Origin of the sequence: Micromonospora sp. DT44 (assembly GCF_049841635.1) — a bacterium.
Classification (GTDB): Bacteria; Actinomycetota; Actinomycetes; order Mycobacteriales; family Micromonosporaceae; genus Micromonospora.
The window spans coordinates 1-17,624 of record NZ_JBNCKS010000091.1 but is presented as its reverse complement, the minus strand read 5'-3'; the positions used below and the strand labels follow the sequence as shown (position 1 = coordinate 17,624).

Annotated in this window: 12 protein-coding genes and 1 riboswitch; of the genes, 5 read left to right on the top strand and 7 right to left on the bottom strand. The window is 71.1% G+C overall.

Annotation, left to right across the window (positions count from 1 at the left end):
• Positions 1–67: 67 nt before the first annotated feature.
• Together ACLQ25_RS31090 and ACLQ25_RS31085 are read right to left on the bottom strand one after the other, a co-directional pair.
• On the bottom strand, positions 68–733 hold the full coding sequence (locus tag ACLQ25_RS31090) for a hypothetical protein (RefSeq protein WP_425734299.1): 666 nt from the start codon (positions 731–733) through the stop codon (positions 68–70).
• Between the two features lie 312 nt (positions 734–1,045).
• Positions 1,046–3,886, bottom strand: a complete 2,841-nt coding sequence (locus ACLQ25_RS31085; RefSeq protein WP_425734298.1) for an ATP-binding protein — start codon at positions 3,884–3,886, stop codon at positions 1,046–1,048.
• Between the two features lie 223 nt (positions 3,887–4,109).
• On the opposite strand from ACLQ25_RS31085, the gene ACLQ25_RS31080 reads away from it, so the two are divergent.
• Positions 4,110–5,867 (top strand): M28 family peptidase, encoded by a 1,758-nt coding sequence (locus ACLQ25_RS31080; RefSeq protein WP_425734297.1) that lies wholly within the window; start codon positions 4,110–4,112, stop codon positions 5,865–5,867.
• Positions 5,868–5,999: 132 nt separating this feature from the next.
• Complete coding sequence (locus tag ACLQ25_RS31075) at positions 6,000–6,506, top strand: hypothetical protein (protein ID WP_425734296.1); 507 nt, start codon at positions 6,000–6,002, stop codon at positions 6,504–6,506.
• Positions 6,507–6,616: 110 nt separating this feature from the next.
• Here the strand turns inward: ACLQ25_RS31075 and ACLQ25_RS31070 are convergent, their stop codons facing one another.
• Complete coding sequence (locus tag ACLQ25_RS31070; RefSeq protein WP_425734295.1) at positions 6,617–7,315, bottom strand: SDR family oxidoreductase; 699 nt, start codon at positions 7,313–7,315, stop codon at positions 6,617–6,619.
• A gap of 203 nt (positions 7,316–7,518) precedes the next feature.
• On the opposite strand from ACLQ25_RS31070, the gene htpG reads away from it, so the two are divergent.
• Complete coding sequence (htpG, locus tag ACLQ25_RS31065) at positions 7,519–9,435, top strand: molecular chaperone HtpG (RefSeq protein ID WP_425734294.1); 1,917 nt, start codon at positions 7,519–7,521, stop codon at positions 9,433–9,435.
• 130 nt (positions 9,436–9,565) lie between these two features.
• Here htpG and ACLQ25_RS31060 read toward each other — a convergent pair whose 3' ends face one another.
• Entirely contained in the window at positions 9,566–10,219 is a 654-nt protein-coding gene (locus ACLQ25_RS31060) for a response regulator transcription factor (RefSeq protein ID WP_425734293.1), read from the bottom strand.
• Positions 10,219–11,391: a sensor histidine kinase gene (locus tag ACLQ25_RS31055; RefSeq protein ID WP_425734292.1), complete on the bottom strand. Its 1,173-nt coding sequence runs from the start codon at positions 11,389–11,391 to the stop codon at positions 10,219–10,221. The genes ACLQ25_RS31060 and ACLQ25_RS31055 overlap by 1 nt, the downstream gene beginning before the upstream one ends.
• Before the next feature lie 109 nt (positions 11,392–11,500).
• Between ACLQ25_RS31055 and ACLQ25_RS31050 the strand changes: the two genes are divergently transcribed.
• A complete protein-coding gene (locus tag ACLQ25_RS31050) occupies positions 11,501–12,940 on the top strand; it encodes a nitrilase-related carbon-nitrogen hydrolase (RefSeq protein ID WP_425734291.1) in 1,440 nt (479 codons plus the stop codon).
• Here the strand turns inward: ACLQ25_RS31050 and ACLQ25_RS31045 are convergent.
• Complete coding sequence (locus ACLQ25_RS31045; RefSeq protein WP_425734290.1) at positions 12,910–15,726, bottom strand: AfsR/SARP family transcriptional regulator; 2,817 nt, start codon at positions 15,724–15,726, stop codon at positions 12,910–12,912. The two genes, ACLQ25_RS31050 and ACLQ25_RS31045, sit on opposite strands and share 31 nt — an antisense overlap.
• A gap of 480 nt (positions 15,727–16,206) precedes the next feature.
• Positions 16,207–16,350, top strand: a riboswitch (cyclic di-AMP (ydaO/yuaA leader).
• Here ACLQ25_RS31045 and ACLQ25_RS31040 point away from each other — a divergent pair.
• Positions 16,350–17,018 carry a transglycosylase family protein gene (locus tag ACLQ25_RS31040; RefSeq protein ID WP_425734289.1) on the top strand — a complete coding sequence of 223 codons (669 nt, stop codon included), beginning with the start codon at positions 16,350–16,352 and terminating at the stop codon, positions 17,016–17,018. Its footprint overlaps the riboswitch before it by 1 nt.
• A 75-nt stretch (positions 17,019–17,093) precedes the next feature.
• On the opposite strand, the gene ACLQ25_RS31035 is transcribed toward ACLQ25_RS31040, so the two are convergent.
• Complete coding sequence (locus ACLQ25_RS31035) at positions 17,094–17,444, bottom strand: hypothetical protein (protein WP_425734288.1); 351 nt, start codon at positions 17,442–17,444, stop codon at positions 17,094–17,096.
• Between the last annotated feature and the right edge of the window lie 180 nt (positions 17,445–17,624).

Below are 17,624 nucleotides of genomic sequence, written 5' to 3'. Positions count from 1 at the left end.
ACATCGTCCGCGCCGCTCTCCACCTCACCCATTTCGAATACCGATACCTACCGGATTCTTGTTGAGATCACGTCACTAGCTCGACGTGCACCCCGTCCACTTCGCGCATAAATTGAGCATAGATGCCCTCTATGCCATGGACTTCAAGAATAAAGAATTTGCTGTCCTTGTTGCGTCGCCACTTCGGCTTAACTGCTAGCCACTCGATCGCTCCTGCGAACAGATCAATGCGCTCACGAATGAGCTGCCGTCGTAAGGCCAGTTCGGCCTGGCCGTTATCGTTCGAATCGAATCCTAAGAATTGTGCGCGGATCGCCCGCATTTCAGGTCGATCTAAGATGGCAACAATCCGTTCCAAGTGATAGATGTCGCACTCGCCGCCTGCGGTGGCCAGCAAATCGGCTCGTTGTGCTGGCGAGAGTTCCTGGTTGCATACGAAGGCGATGCCATCAACGCCATTGGCTACAATTCCGGCCGCGTCCAATTCGAATTTTCTCTTGATTGTCTTGTACGCCTGCTGGCCGCGAGGGAAATAGGCGGCCATGATCCAGGTCATTCCGTCGCGACGCATGACGGCATCCTTCTTGTCGTCGGGCCCGCCTAAAGGATGACTTGGATCGAAACGCCCATACCCTTCGCTGAGCACGACCTGTGCCGCTAGGCGCTCGGATGCCCCTTGGCCTGACGTCCACATGAGCAGCCGGTGCCACGTCTCGTCCCATCGAGTCGCCATACTGACATTCTCATTGGCGCTTGCCGACGTACAACGGCGGGGTCCGGGCAACGTTGGCCCCACTAACTGACGTGCCACAGCAGCGGGATCCGCCCGATTCCCCGCCGTCGTACAACGACGTCATGGGTCGCTGCGTGACGGCGAGGTAGGCGAGGGCTCCTAGCCGGCGGCCGAGAGGCTCAACACGCCGTCCCATGAGATTCGAGGCCTTCCAAGTCATCGGACCTGATCGTGGCCCGGATCGCCGTTCCACGCACCCGGTGGGTCCCGGAACCCGGTCCAAGTGCCAGAGGGCTCATCGCTGGTGCCCGATCAGCTCAGTCGGCGTTCGATGGTCACGGTGGTGCCCTCGCCGGTGGAGACGAGCCGTACGTCGCCGTAGGCGTTCATCAGTAGCGCGCCCCGGCCCCGGTCCATGGCCGGTCGACGGTCCCGCCAGGTGCCGAAGTCGCGTACCGAGATCCGGACCAGCGTGTCGCCCACCTGGAGCCGGACCCGCACCTCGGGGCGGCTGGGTCGTTGCGCGTGCTCGACGGCGTTGTTCATCGCCTCGGAGGCGGCGAGCAGCAGATCCTCCGCCACGTCGCCGTCGACGTCCAGGTCGTCCAACGCCCGCCGGACGTCCTGTCGCATGGCGGCCGCCGAGGTGGGCGCCGACGGGTACGTCCAGTGCGTGTCCAGCCGGTCGCCGAGCCCGTCGTCGTCCAGGCGGCCGGCCGTCGACGTGCTGTCCGGGTCGCCCGTCGACGTGCTGACCGGGTCGCCCGGCGCGGAATCGACAACGCGATCAGCGACGGGCGCGCTCGGCTCGGGCTGGACCTCGACCGGCGCGTGGCGGGCGGAAGTGCTCGACGTCGGGTCGCCGTCGACGCTCGGCGCGGGGGCGTCGTCGCCGGAGACCTCGGTGCGCGCGCGGCGGATGGCGGTCCGGATCCGGGCGATCAGCTCGGCGGCGGCGAAGGGCTTCACCAGGTAGTCGTCGGCGCCCAGGCTTAGACCCGCCACGCTGGCCTCCTCGCCCGCTCGCGCGGAGAGCACGAGCACCGGCAGCGACCGGGTCGCGGGGTCCGCGCGCAACCGGCGGACCAGGTCGAAGCCGTCCAGCACGGGCATCATCACGTCGGTGAGCACCAGGTCCGGTGGCTCCCGGTGGATCGCGTCGAGGGCTTGGCGGCCGTCGGTGACCGACCGCACCCGCCAGCCCTGCGCGGCGAGCAGCCGACTCAGGTACGCGCGCATGTCGCTGTTGTCGTCGGCGAGCAGGATCCGTGCACCGGCCAGCTCGTCGGCGGCCGGACCGGGCGCCGGGGCGGGCTCGGCGACGTCTCCGGCCGGGTCGGTCAGCCAGCCTGTCGCCTCCTGGACGGCGGCGCGTGCCGCGTCCCCCCGCGCTTCGGGGGACGGACCGGTCGCCGCCGCGCGTCGCGTCGCCGACCAGGGCAGGGCCACGGTGAAGGTGGTGCCGGCGCCCACCTGGCTGGTCACCCGCACCTCGCCGCCCTCCAGCCGGGCCAGCTCGTTGACCAGGGCCAGGCCGATCCCGGTGCCCTCGTGGCTGCGCGACCGCGCGCCCTGCACCCGGTGGAAGCGTTCGAAGAGCTTCGGCAGGTCCGCCTCGGCGATCCCGATGCCGGTGTCGGCGACGGTCAGGCGTACCTCGTCGTGGTCGGCGTCCACGACGACGCGGATGCCACCGATGAACGTGTACTTCAGGGCGTTGGACAGCAGGTTGCTGACGATGCGTTCCCAGTTGACCGGATCGACGGTGACCGGGTGGGGCAGCGGTGGGCAGTCGACGTCCAGGGTCAGCCCGGCCCGCTCGACGGCGGCGCGGAAGACGCTGGCCAGCTCGGCGGTGAGGGCCGGCAGGTCGACCTCGTGAGCGTCGCTGCGAGCCCGGCCGGCCTCCAGGCTGGAGAAGGTGAGCAGGCTGTTGACCAGCGTCAACAGGCGGGTTGCGCTGCGCCAGGCGGTCTCGACCCGCTCGCGCTGCGGTGGCGTCAGGGGCGCGGCGGTGTCGGCGAGGGCGTCGGCCAACGGTCCGAGCATGAGGGTCAACGGGGTACGGAACTCGTGGCTGACGTTGGTGAAGAAGGTGGTTTTCACCCGGTCCAGCTCGGCCAGCGTCTCGGCGCGTAGCCGCTCCTGCTCGTACTCCCGGGCGTTGCGCACCGCCGTTGACACCTGCTGCGTCAGCAGTTGGTAGAAGGAGCGGTACGCCTCGTCCAGCGAGCGGTTGGGGCTGACGCCGACCAGCAGGACGCCGACCGGCTGGTCCTCGGCAGCACCCGACGGCAGCGGCAGCGCCAGCGCGGCGCGGGCCGGATCGCCCCACGGGCCGGCGGGAAGCGGCAGCCGCTCGGCGACGCCGGTCACCTCGGTGGGCCGCCCCGACGCGGCGTCCGGTAGCGCCCAGGCGCGGGCCGCCGGGCCCGGGTCGGCCAGGTCGACGACGGTCGGCAGAGCTGCGGTGACGGTCGCGTGGCCCGGGTCGCCGCCGGCGCTGGCGATCCGCCGCAGGGTTCCCCCGTCGCGCAGGTAGATCGCGGCGAACGGCACGTCCAGCGGGTGACCGTCGATCGCGTCGATCAGCCGCGCGCAGGTCGCGTCCACGTCGACCGTGCGGCCGTCGCCGCGCAGGGACAGGTCGCGCAGCAGCCGCAGTCGCCGTTCGCCGACGACCTGCTCGGTGACCTCGCTGCACACCGTCAGCACGCCCACGGTGCGGCCGTCGTCGTCCCGGGCCGGGGCGTGCGAGACGCTGAAGTACGCCTCCTCGCGGTAGCCGGCGCGCTCCAGCAGGAGTTGCAGGGCGGGCACCCAACTGGCCACCCCGGTCGCCATGGCCTGCTCGATGAGGGGGGCGAGGACGTCCCAGCCCTCGGCCAAGGTCGCCCGCACGTCGCCGCCCAGCGCGGCGGGGTGCTTGTCGCCGATCAGCGCGGAGTAGGCGTCGTTGTAGAGCTGGGAGAAGTGCTCGCCCCAGAGCAGCAGCATCGGGTAGCGGGAGGAGAGCACGACCCGTACGGCGGCGCGCAGGCTCTGCGGCCAGTTGGACACCGCGCCGAGCGGTGTGCCGGCCCAGTCCAGCTCCGCCATCAGCCGTCCGGTGGCGCCCCCGTCGTCGAACAGGTCGGTGCGGGGTCGTGTCACGCTCGACCCGGCCTCATCGCTAGCCCCCGTTCCGGGCCCGATGACCCCTGCTGTGTTACCTACCCATCCTGGCACCTCTACTCACATCCTGGCACCTCTACTCACCTGTGCCGACGCCGGTACCCATCGTCAAACCGGTGGGGGTTCGGGACGAACGACCGATGCCGCCTACATAGATCCCTGCAAGTGTCTCGGTTATCTCTCCAACCCCCGAGGAGCCCCCATGAGAGGCAGAACGCTGAGCGCGGGAATCGCGCTCGCCGTGTTCGCCGGGATGACGGTGACGCTGGCCGCCCAGCCGGCGACCGCGTCACCCTCCGCCGCGACGACAGCGACCCGGCCGACCGCCGCGTCCGCCGCCGTCCTGGCGGCGCCGGACATCTCCGTCAGCAACGTCCAGGCGCACCTGACCCAGTTCAACTCCATCGCCAGCAGCAACGGCGGCAACCGGCGGGCCGGGTCCGCCGGCTACACCGCCTCGCTCAGCTACGTCAAGACGAAGCTTCAGGCGGCCGGCTACACCGTCAGCGAGCAGTACTGCTCCAGCTGCACGTACCCGTCGAACAACCTCATCGCCGAGTGGCCCGGCGGCCCGGCCGACCAGGTGGTCATGTTCGGCGCTCACCTGGACGGCGTCTCGGCCGGCCCGGGAATCAACGACAACGGCTCCGGCTCGGCCACCCTGCTGGAGAACGCCCTGGTCCTCGCCGCGCAGAACCCGACCGTGACGAAGAAGGTCCGGTTCGCCTGGTGGACCGACGAGGAGCAGGGGCTCAACGGCTCCCGCTTCTACGTTAACTCGCTCAACTCCACCCAGCGTGGCTACATCAAGGGCTACTACAACTTCGACATGGTCGGCTCCACCAACGGCGGCTACTTCATCAACCGGGTCAGCTCCACCACGGCGGCGCCGCTGAAGGCGTACTGGGACTCGCTGGGGCTGCAACCGGAGGAGAACGTCGAGGGTCAGGGCCGGTCCGACGACTACTACTTCCAGCAGGCCGGCATCCCCACCTCCGGGTACGCGGCGGGCGCGAGCGCCCGCAAGACCAGCAGCCAGGCGGCCAAGTGGGGCGGCACCGCCAACGCGGCGTACGACTCCTGCTACCACCGCTCCTGTGACACCACCGCCAACGTCAGCGCCACCGTGCTGAACCGGTCCGCCGACGGCGTCGCGTACGCGCTGTGGCAGCTCGCCGTGGGCACCGGCACTCCGACCAACGACTTCTCGGTCGCGGTCAGCCCCACCGCGCTCAGTGTGGCCCGGGGCGCCAGCACCAGCGCCACGGTCAGCACCGCGACCACCTCCGGCTCGGCGCAGACCGTCAGCCTCAGCGCGTCCGGCGCGCCCAGCGGGGTGAGCGTCTCGTTCAGCCCGTCGTCGGTGACCTCCGGCGGCTCGGCCACGGTGACGCTGACCGCGTCATCCAGCGCCGCCACCGGCACCGTCACCGTCACGGTCACCGGCACCGGCTCGGTCACCCGGACCGCCAGCCTCACCCTCACGGTGACCGGTACCGGGGGCTGTGCCGGTGGGCAGGTGGTCGGCAACGGGGGCTTCGAGAGCGGCACCACACCGTGGACCGCCTCCTCCGGCGTGATCACCAATTCCAGCGGCCAGGCGGCCCGGACCGGGTCCTACAAGGCGTGGCTCGACGGGTACGGCAGCACCCACACCGACACCCTGTCCCAGTCGGTGACCGTGCCGGCCGGTTGCGCCAGCTACACGCTGTCGTTCTGGCTGCACATCGACACGGCCGAGACGACCACCTCCACGGCGTACGACAAGCTCACCGTGCAGGTGGGCTCGACCACCCTGGCGACGTACTCGAACCTGAACGCCGCCTCGGGCTACACCCAGCGCACGTTCAACGTGGCCGGGTTCGCCGGGCAGACGGTGACCCTCAAGTTCACCGGCACCGAGGACTCGTCGTTGCAGACCAGCTTCGTGATCGACGACGTGACGCTGCAGGCCAGCTGAGGCGCGTCGGGTGGGGGCGTGCGTCGCGCGCTCCCACCCGACATCTGGTCATGCCCGTCTATCTCTGGTAGAAATCCTTCAAGGCCGGCCCCTGATTCGCAGAATTCCGCCCCTCGCGCGAACGGGAGTGCCATGTCACCCACTCGATCCACCCTGCGCCGCCGCGTGCTCACGCTGCTCGTGGCCACCCTGGCGACGGTCTGCGCCACGTTCGGCCTGGCCGCTCCGGCCTTCGCCATCAGCCATTCCAGCGCCACCTCGCAGCTGCGAGCCGCCGGCATCTCCTGGACCTCCAGCGGCAACTGCAGCGACCGCAACGTGTCCACCTGCACCTCGTTCGACGGGGTCCGGCAGGCCACCATCGACGGCATCATCACCTTCAAGCGGGCCAGCGGCTGCGCGGTCACCATCACCGCGGGGACCGAGGTCGGGCACGCCGGGGGCACCTACAGCCACTGGAACGGCTACAAGCTCGACATCGCGTTGAGGACGTGTATCCAGAACTACATCTCCGCGAACTACACCTATGTCGGCTACATCTCCGGGTTCGGATACCAGTACCGGGCCGCGTCGGGCAACCTCTACACGAAGGAAGGCAGCCACTGGGACATCCTCTTCTACACCTGCGGTGGGTGCTGACCGCGGCGTGTGACCGGGTGCGCGGCGGGAGCTGACCGCGTACCCGACAGGGGCGGGCCGCCGCCGGTGCATGCCGGCGGCGGCCCGTCGCGTCCTCGGCCGGGAAACGGTCAGGGGAGCTGCGGGTAGAGCGCGGCGACCCCGCCGGCGAGCCCGGCCTGCACCTGCCGGCTGGTGTCGTCGGTGACGATCTCGTACGAGTCGGCCTCGATGCCGTCGATGCCGAGCCGGGCGATCACCGCCGGGTCGGACTTCGGGGCGGTGACTCCGGCCGTCATGTCGGTGTCCATGTAGCCGACGTGCAGGCCGGCGACGCGGACGCCCCGCTCGGCGAGCTGCACGCGCAGGGCGTTGGTCATCGCCCACTCGGCCGACTTCGCGGCACCGTACGCCCCGACGGCGGGGAAGTTGACCCAGGACAGCGCGGAGAGCACGTTCAGGATGGTTCCGCCGCCGTTGCCGGCGATGACCGGCGCGAACGAGCGGATCATCGACAGGTTGCCGAGGTAGTGGGTCTCCAGCTCCAGGCGGACGAGCTCCAGGTCCCCGTCGAGGAGGTCCGTGCCCGTCTCGATGCCGGCATTGTTGATCAACAGGTTCACGTCGCCGGCCAGCTTGGCGGCGGCGGCCACCGAGGCGGGGTCGGTGATGTCCAGCCGGACCGGCGTCACGCCGGGCAGGTCGACGGAGTCGGGGTTGCGGGCGCCGGCGTAGACCGTCGCGCCGCGGGCGACGAGTTCGGCGGCCAGGTGCCGGCCGAAGCCCCGGTTGGCGCCGGTGACGAGGGCGGTGCTTCCAGCGATCTTCATGGGAATGCTCCAGGGTTCGTGGCGGGGCCGAGGCCGCTTGTCGACAGGAACGCTATCCGGCTGACTTTTGCTAAGCAAAGTCAGGTAGGTCACGCGACGGGCGCACGGGAATCGGGAATACGACCCGGAGGCGCACACACCTGCGCCGGTGACGGCTCGTATCCTTTGCGCGAACCTCCGTACGAGCCGAGAAGGGAGACGGTGTGAGCAACCAGGCCGAGACGTTGGAGTTCCAGGCCGAGGCGCGTCAGCTCCTCCAGCTGGTCGTCCACTCGATCTACTCGAACAAGGACGTCTTCCTGCGGGAACTCATCTCGAACGCGTCCGACGCCCTGGACAAGCTGCGGCTGGCGACGCTCGTCGACAAGGACCTCGTCGCCGACACCGACGACCTGCACGTCGCCATCGAGGTCGACCGGGACGCGCGCACGCTGACCGTGCGGGACAACGGCATCGGGATGACCCGTGACGAGGTGGTCCGGCTGATCGGCACGATCGCCAAGTCCGGCACCGCCGAGCTGCTGCGCCAGCTACGCGAATCCGCCGACGCCCGCGCCTCGCAGGAACTGATCGGGCAGTTCGGCGTCGGCTTCTATGCCGCTTTCATGGTCGCCGACCGGGTCACCCTGCTGACCCGCAAGGCCGGCGAGACCGGCGGCACCCGCTGGGAGTCCACCGGCGAGGGCACCTACTCGATCGAGTCCGTCGACGAGGCACCGGCGGGCACCTCGGTGACCCTGCACCTCAAGCCGGCCGACACCGAGGACAACCTGCACGACTACACCGCCGAGTGGACGATCCGCGAGATCGTCAAGCGCTACTCCGACTTCATCGCGTGGCCGATCCGCATGAGCGTCGAGCGCTCGGGCGCCGAGGGCGAGCCGCCCACCAGCGGGGTGCAGACCCTCAACTCGATGAAGGCGCTGTGGGCGCGTTCCCGCGACGAGGTCGACGCCGCCGAGTACAACGAGTTCTACAAGCACGTCAGCCACGACTGGGCCGACCCGCTCGAGGTCGTGCACATGAAGGGCGAGGGCACCTTCGAGTACGAGGCGCTGCTGTTCCTGCCCAGCCACGCCCCGCTGGACATGTTCTCCCCGCAGGGCCGCCGTGGCGTGCAGCTCTACGTCAAGCGCGTGTTCATCATGGACGACTGCGAGGCGCTGGTCCCCACCTACCTGCGCTTCGTCAAGGGTGTCGTCGACGCCCACGACCTGTCGCTGAACATCTCCCGCGAGATCCTCCAACAGGACCGGCAGATCCAGATCGTCCGCCGCCGCCTGGTCAAGAAGGTCCTCGCCACCGTCAAGGACCTCAAGGCCAACCACGCCGAGCGCTACCGCACCTTCTGGACCGAGTTCGGCGCGGTGGTCAAGGAAGGGCTGATCGACGACACCGACAACCGCGACACCCTGCTGGAGATCCTGTCGGTCGCGTCCACCCAGGACGCGACGGAGCCCACCGACCTGGCCGGCTACGTGTCGCGGATGAAGGACGGCCAGACCGACATCTGGTACGCCACCGGCGACTCCCGGACCACCATCGAGAACTCCCCGCACCTGGAGGCGTTCCGGGCCAAGGGCCACGAGGTGCTGCTGCTCACCGACCCGGTCGACGAGGTGTGGGTCGAGCGCGTCGGCGAGTACGACGGCAAGCCGCTGCGCTCGATCGCCAAGGGCCAGGTCGACCTGGACACCGACGAGGAGAAGCAGCAGGCCGAGGCGGAGCGTGAGCAGCAGCGGCAGGAGTTCGCCGCGCTGGTGGACTGGCTGGGCACGACCCTGGCCGACAGCGTCCGGGAGGTCCGCCTGTCCTCGCGGCTGACCACCTCACCGGCCTGTGTGGTCGGTGACGCGCACGACCTCACGCCGACGCTGGAGAAGATGTACCGGGCGATGGGGCACGAGGTCCCCTCGACCAAGCGGATCCTGGAGATCAATCCGGGTCACCCGCTGGTGGCCGGGCTGCGCAAGGCCCACGAGCAGGGCGACTCAGGCCCGGCCCTGACCGAGACCGCCGAGCTGCTGTACGGCCTGGCGGTCCTCGCCGAGGGCGGCGAGCTGACCGACCCGGCCCGGTTCACCCGTACGCTCGCCGACCGGCTAGCGCGCACCCTGTAAGCCTTGTCCCGAACTGCCTCGCCTCGTCGATCATGGAGTTGTGGTGGGTGACAAAGCGCCCATCGTGGTGCCTGACAGGCACCACGACTCCATGATCGACGAGGTCGGCGGACCGTGACCTCGCCACCGGTCAGCGGCCGGGGATCACCAGGCCGGATTCGTAGGCGATCATGACTGCCTGGGCCCGGTCGCGCAGGTTCAGTTTGGCGAGCAGGTTGCCGACGTGAGTCTTCACCGTGTGCTCGCTCAGGTGGTGGTGCGCGGCGATCTCGGCGTTGGACAGGCCGGCCGCGATCAGGCGCAGTACGTCCGTCTCGCGGGCGGTCAGGGCGGTCACCGCGGCGGCGAGCGCCGGATCCGGGTGGCCACGCCGGTGTAGTTCGCCGATCACCCGGGCGGTGACCCCGGGGGCGAGCAGCGCGTCGCCGGCGGCGACCACGCGGACCGCGTTGACCAGGTCTGCTCGTGGGGCGTCCTTGAGCAGGAAGCCGCTGGCACCGGCACGCAGGGCCGCGTAGAGGTAGTCGTCGGTGTCGAACATGGTCAGGGCGAGGACCCGGCTCGGGGTGAGTGAGCAGACGCGCCGGGTCGCGGCGACTCCGTCGAGGACCGGCATGCGCATGTCCATCAGGACGACGTCGGGAAGGTGGTCCAGGGCGGCCTGCACGGCGGCGGCGCCGTCGGGGGCCTCGGCGACCACCTCGATGTCCGGCTCGGCTCCGAAGATCGTGGCGAACCCGGCCCGGAACAGGTCCTGATCGTCGGCGAGCACGACGCGCAGCATCAGACGGCCACGGATGCCGAGAGAGGCAGGGTGGCGGTGACGGTGAAGCCTCGGCTGTCCGGGGCCGGGCCGGTGTGCAGGGTCCCGCCGTACGCCCGGGCGCGCTCGCGCATGCCGACGATCCCGTATCCGGGTACCCCCGGGCCGAAAGCCCGGTTGCCGCGACCGTCATCGGTGATCGACACGGTCAGGGAGTCCGCGTTGTAGGTCAGCAGGATGCGTACCGATCGGGCCTCGGCGTGCCGCACCACATTGGTCAGGGACTCCTGCACGATCCGGTAGGCAGCGATCCCGACGTCTGCGGGCGGCTCGAACGGTAACCCGAGGGCAACACCGGCCGGCGGACCGGACGTGACCTCGGCCAGCGGTCCGGGAACGGATCCGTCCGGCGGGGGCGAAACGGTGAGCACGGCGTCGAGTCCGGTGGCGCGGACGCGTTCGACGAGGACGGGCAGGTGGGCCAGGCCCGGCTGGTCGAGTGGCTGGTCGGCGAGTTCGTGCAGGCTGCCGACCGCGCGGCGGAGCTGGACGACCGCGTCCCTTCCGGTGGCCGCGATCGTGGCAAACGTGGCGTCGGCGCGGTCCGGGTCGGGGCGGACCAGGAGTGGTCCCGCCTCCGCTTGGACGATCATGACGCCGACCGCGTGGGTGAGGATGTCGTGCAGGTCGCGGGCGATGCGGGTGCGTTCGCGCAGCACGGCCGCCGCACGTTCACCGGCGAGGCGACGATCGCGTTCGGCGAGGGCCATGACCTGGGTACGGTGGGCACGGACGGTGGTGCCCAGGGCGTACGAGAGGCTGTAGGCGACCAGCAGGTATCGCAGCACCTCCACGTCCGGGTGTGGATAGAGCAGCGAGAACAGCAGGCCCCCGGCGGTGAGCAGGATGCCGAGCAGGCGGATCGGCAGGGCGGACCGCGCCGCGAACGTATAGAGGCAGACGATCGGGCCGACCGGCAGCAGCGGAGGTGCGCCGAGCGAGGCGGAGACTGTCGTGGCGAGACCCACGACGACGGCGACCTGGAGCAGTGCGCGGTCACGCCACAGCACCGGGACCGAGGACGCGACCGCGAGCGGCAGCACCCACCAGTCCCGTGGCCCGCCGGCCAGGGCGGGCAGCACTGTCGCGGCCACGGCGGCCATGGTGACGGCGAGATTGACGTACCGCTTCACGTCGGCAGTATGGTCCGGCCCGGCGCTGCCGCGCCTCCCTCCACAGGACCAGGTCACTTCCAGTTCGTACGGCGATCCGCCACGGCCGCTCCCGCCGCATGATCGACGCATGACGACGATCATCGCCGCACTCCTGAGTGGACTGCTCTGGCTCGGTGGCTCCGGGCTGCACCCGGTTGCCGCGCTGACCTGGCTCGCCCCGATCCCGCTGATCCTCGCCTCGATGCGGGTACGCCCGAGGACGGCGCTCTGCGCGGCGATTCTCGCCTGGTCGATCGGCCAACTCGGCATTGTCGGTTACTACCTCGGCACCCTGCGACTACCGATCCCCGTGGTCGGCGGCCTGTTCCTGCTCGGCCTCGGCCTGGCGGCCGGCACGGTCCTGCTCGCCCGGACACTCCTGTTGCGCGGGCGAACCGTGACAGCCGTTCTCACCGTGCCGTCACTGTGGGTGCTGGGCGAGTACGCCACGTCCCGTCTGTTCCCCCACGGTGCGTGGTGGAGCCTGGCCTACACGCAGGCGGATGTCCGCCCGGTCATCCAGCTGACCGCGCTCACCGGCGTGTGGGGCGTCACCTACCTGCTGCTGGCCGTCCCGATCGCCCTCGCTGCCCTGCTGCGAAGCCTGCGGCCCACCCGCGCTCCCGGGCTCGACAGCCCACGCCCCGCCCTCGCTTGCCTGCTCGTTCTCGTGCTCAGCATCGGCGTGTGGTCGACCTGGTCACTGAGCCGCTCTCCGGCCCCGGCCGAGCCGCTGACCGTGGGCCTCGTCGCGCTGCGACAGCCCGAGGACGGCCTCCCGATCGACGAACCGTCCGGGCGTGACCTGCTCGCCCGGTACGTTCCGCGGGTCTCGGGCCTGGCCGCGCGCGGGGCGCGGATCGTCGTGCTGCCGGAGAAGGTGTTCGCCGTGACAGACGCCACCCTGCCCCTGCTCGTCGACGCGCTCGGGCAGACCGAGGCCCGGGTCGTCGTCGGCGCGGTGCTGCGGCGAGCCGGGACCGCGAGCAACGTGGCGCTGGTGCTGGATCCGGGCGGCACGATCAGGACGTACGAGAAGCAGCACGTAATCCCGGGCCTGGAGGACTGGCTGACGCCTGGTGACGACGACGTGATCGTGGACGGGCGGTTCGGCGTGGCGATCTGCAAGGACCTTGACTATCCCGGTCTGGTCCGGCGCTATCGGGCACAGGGCGCCTCGGTGCTCCTCGTCCCCGGGCTGGATTTCACGTCCGACGGCTGGCTGCACGGCCGGATGGCCCTCGTCCGTGGCGTGGAGAACGGGCTCACTGTGGTCCGCGCCGCCGCACTCGGCCGGCTGACCGTCACCGACCCGGGCGGCAGGATCCTGGGCGAGGCTGGCGCCGGTGACGCGGAGCTGCTGGTCACGGCCGTCCCGACGGCGGGGTTCGGCACTGTCTATTCGCGTACGGGAGATTGGTTTCCGATCTTGTCCCTGGTCTTGTTCGTGGTCTCCGTCGGTGCGGCGGTGGGCCGGCCGAACAGCGGTTCCCGCCGTCACGACCCGTCGGCTGCCGTGAGCCGTTGACGGATCCGCTCCGCGTCCGGGTGGCCGAGCTCGTCCAGGATGCCCAGCGCCGTCCGCCAACTCCGCGCCGCTTCCGCCGCATCGCCGGCGTCGACCAACGCCTCCGCGAGGTGCGTCAGCGTGTCCGCCTCGTAGTACCGGTCCCGGAACTCCCGGTACAGCGCCAGCGCGTGCCGGTAGGCGATGACCGCCTCCGCTGGTCGTCCGGCGCGGTGCTGCGCGTAGCCGAGGGTGTCCCAGGTGGGCGCCTGGCCCTGCCGGTCGTCGAACTCGCGCAGCAGCTCCAGCGCCTGCTGGCACGACTCAACGGCGGCGTCGTGCTCGCCGAGTTGGGCCCGGTACCAGCCGACCGCGTTCAGGGCCATCGCCTGCCCGTAACGATGGCCCGCCTCCCGGTACAGCGCCAACGCCGCCTCGGCATGTTGGACCACCTCGGCTCGCCGGCCCTCCCGGTCGGCCACCTCGGCGAGATCGAGGTAGGTGTGCGCCTGGTTGGCGGGGTCACCCAGCTCGCGGAACAGCTCCAGCGCCCGCCGGAGCTGACCGGGCGCCTCCTCGAGCCGGCCCAGCCGGGCCTGCGCCCGCGCCAGGCTGCGGTGCGCGTACGCCTGCCCGACCGCCGCGCCGCCACGCCGCGCCGCCGCCAGCGCCGAACGCTGCACCGCCAACTGGTCGTGCCAGCCGCCCTGGCGGTCCAGGAAACTGGTCAGGCTCCACGCCAGCTGCCAGGCGTGCCGGTCGGCGCCGCTCGCGGCGCACCGTTCCACGAGCGCGATCAGCACGTCGCGCTCGCACGTGAACCACGCCACCGCCTCGTCGTGGTCGCCGAACTTTTCCGGGCGTACGCCCGCGACGGCCGGGGCGAGGATGATCGGATCCCAGTGCGGATGCGGCAGCACCGCCGCGGCGTGCGCGCTGTGCAGGTAGTGGTCGAAGAGCCGGCCGCGCGCCTCGGCCCGGTCGCCGGCCGGATCGTGTTCGGCGGACAGCTCGGCCGCGAACGCCCGCAACAGGTCGTGCATGGAGTACCGGTCCGGGGCACGCTCCAGCATCAGGTGCGCGTCCGCCAGCTCGGCGAACGCCGTCTGGACGGCCCGGCGTCCGGCACCGAGGAGACTGACGCCGGCCGCCGTGCTCACCGTCACGTCGGTGCTGCCCCCGACCAGCCGGAACAGCCTCGCGGTCGGCACCGACAGCAGCCGGTACGACCAGGACAGCGCCGCCCGCACGCTGCTGTCGTGGTCGCCCGTGTCGAGCCCGTCCAGCCGGCCGCCGGCCCGCAGCTGCGCGCCCAACTCGGCCAGCGGCAGTTGGGGCCGGACCACCGCCCGGGCTGCCACCACGACCAGGGCCAGCGGTAGCCGGTCACAGAGTCGGACCAGATCGTCGACCGCGGCCCGCTCCGCCTCCGCCCGCGCCCCGATCCGCGCGTACAGCAGGGCGTGGGCGTCGTCGGCGCTGAGCAGGTCCAGCACGACCGCCTCGGCGCCCTCGGTGGCCACCAGACCGGTGAGCCGATCCCGGCTGGTCACCAGCACCAGGCAGCCCGCCGCGCCCGGCAGCAGCGGCCGTACCTGCGCGGCGTCACGGGCGTTGTCGAGCAGCACCAGCACCCGCCGACCGGCGAGCAGGCTGCGGTACAACGCGGTCTGCGCCTGCTCGTCCGCCGGCACCTCGCGCGGCGGCACCCTGAGCGCGGCCAGGAAGCCCCGGACGACCTGTTCCGCGCTTCGGACGACGCCGCTGTGGCCGTAGCCCTCCAGGTTGGCGTAGAGCTGCCCGTCCGGAAAGTGCCCGGCGACCCGGTGCGCCCAGTGCACGGCGAGGGCCGTCTTGCCGACCCCTCCCGCTCCGGAGAGCACTGCCATGGGGACGGCCCCGGGTCGTTCCTCGGCGGACGCCCGCAGCGCGTCCAGACGGGCCAGCTCCGAACGCCGCCCGGCGAAGCCCCGGACGTCCGACGGCAACTGCGCGGGGACCGGGCGGTCCGGCCGCGACGGGGCGACGATGACCGCGCCGGCGGGTACGGGGGACACCTCCGGGGTCGGCGAGGTGACCTCGCCGCGCAGGATGGCCTGGTGCAGTTGGCGAAGCTCGATGCCCGGGTCCACACCGAGCGCGTCAGCGAGCCGGTCCCGCAGCCGGGCGTAGTACGTCAGTGCCTGCGCCCCGCGACCAGCCGAGGCCAACGCTTGCAGCAGCACCGCGGCGACCCGTTCGTCGAGCGGATGCTCGTCGGCGAGCCGGGTCAGCGGATCGATCACCGCATCCGGCTCGCCCCGTCGCAACACCCCACGGGCCCATTGCACGGCGGTGTCGGTGTGCCGGCGGTGCCAGTCCTGCCGGACCCGGGCCGCCCACTCGCCCGGCAGCCCGGCCAGCGGCTCGCCCCGCCACAGCTCAAGCGCCCGGCGCAGCAGTTCCACCCGTTCGGGGTCCCCGTCGGGCAGCCCGTCGGCACGCTGCCGCAGCGCGTCGAAGTGCGGGCCGTCCACTGTCTCCGGTGGCAGGTCCAGCAGGTATCCGCCCGACCGTCGCGCCAGCACGTCCGGTGCGCCCGCGTCGGCCAGCACGCGGCGGAGCCGGGCGAGGTAGACGTGCAGGTTGTGGCGGACCCTGGGCGGCGACGCGTCGCCCCAGACCCGGTCCACCAGAGCGTCCAGGTGCACCGGTCGCCCCACGTCGACCGCCAGCGCAGCCAGAACGGCGCGCTGGCGGGCCGCTCCGGCATCGACCGGACGGCCGTCCGTCCAGACCTCGACCGGCCCGAGGACCCGAATCTCCATGAACCGCCACTCGCTGTACCGCCGGTCACCCCACCGGCACCCCCGCGACAGCCGGATTGAGATTCCGGCAGGAATTCGTCGACCTTCCGCGCAGATCATCGTTGGCACAAGGACATCGATCAACGCGATGTCGGCAACTCTACTCACGGCCGGTCCCGGTCGTGACGACACCGGAGGTCATCATCGTGCGAAGTGCTCTGCGAAGGTTCGCGTCCGCCCTGCTCGGCACGGTCGCCCTGGGCGCCGTGATCGGTGTCGCCCCGAGCCCGGCCCAAGCGAACCGTGACAGCAGGCCCTGATCGGAAACGGTCCATGATGGCCGCTGCACAGGTGCAGGCCGTCCGCAACCGCTGGCCGCAGCGCCCCGCGTGAGCCGGTGAACAACTTCACAAGCGTTGGGCGACCGTCACCCACCGTGCCTACCGTCGGTCGGGTCCACCACCGTGGACGCCGCGACCGGCAACGCCAAATCCTGCCCCCGGTCGTCGGATACAGAACCCGGGCAGGAGCGGGGGACCCAACGTTCCTCGGTGCATGTCACCTCGGGGTGAAGCCGCCAGCGCGCGGCCGGGCTCCTCGGCCCGAACCCGACAGCTCACCTCGCCGGCGTGGAGGAACGATCCATGACGTCTGCGTACACCCCCCGTCATCGACGGGTCACCACCCGCCGCGTCGCCGTCGGCACCCTGGCGGTCGGCGCGGTCACCGGCGCCGTCGCCCTCTTCGGCCCGGCGGCCCCGGCCCAGGCCGGTGTCAACTGGGACGCGATCGCCCAGTGCGAGTCCGGCGGCAACTGGAAGATCAATACCGGGAACGGCTACTACGGCGGGTTGCAGTTCTCGCAGGGCACCTGGGCCGGCTACGGCGGCACCAAGTACGCCGCCCGCGCCGACCTGGCCAGCCGTGGCCAGCAGATCGCGATCGCCGAGAAGGTGCTCGACGGGCAGGGCATCGGCGCGTGGCCGACCTGCGGCCGCAAGGGCGGCTCGTCGGGCGGTACCACGACGAAGTCGACCGCGAAGTCCCCGACGAAGTCGACCTCCAAGTCGTCGACGTCCACCTCCGGCAAGGAGCGGCCGTCACGCGGCGACCAGCCGGCTACCCGTGGTCACGAGCGGACCGCCCCGGCGGCCAGCGGCGACACGTACGTGGTCGCGCCGGGCGACACCCTGTCGGAGATCGCCGAGCGGCACCCCCGCAGCGGCGGCTGGCAGGCCCTGTACGAGCGCAACCGTCAGCTGATCGGCGCGGACCCGGGCCTGATCTTCCCGGGGCAGCGGCTCGCTCTCTGACGTACGTACAGACGAACGCTCGGCCGGGTCACCGGCCGAGCGTTCGTTCGTCTGGCGCTGTCCTCGCGGGACGGGTCACGCCGCCGAGGCGGCCGACCTCGCCTCGCGGCGGGCCATCCCGTCGCCGTTCCAGCCCCAGCGCTGCGCCGGCGCGGCGGCCGGCCAGCCGGTGCCGTCCCCGCCACCGTCGGTGGCCGTCTCGACCGAGTCGGGGGTGCTGCGGGCCAGTCGCAACGACTGCTCGGCGGTCGTACGCGCCGCACACGGCCAGGACTGGCCGGCGCACTGGAGGTTGCGGCAGCGCCCCTCGTCGTCGGCCTCGTGGGCGTCGAGCACGTCGACCGCGAGCTGCCAGAGCAGCGGGTCGGTCACGTCGTCCGGGCGTTCGGCGCGACGGCTCGTTCGGTTGCTGGTCTCGTCGGACATAGGCCCCCCTCGTCAGGCTTTCCCCTCCAGACTTCACCTGTGCGCGGTCGGCTAAACCGCCGACCTGCTGTGATGTGTCTCCGGTCGCAGCAACCGGGGCGCTTTAGCTTGATTTTTAACCTGCCGGGCGGTGGCATCGACCCCGGCTGATTATGGGGACAGCCCTTGATCGATCATTCC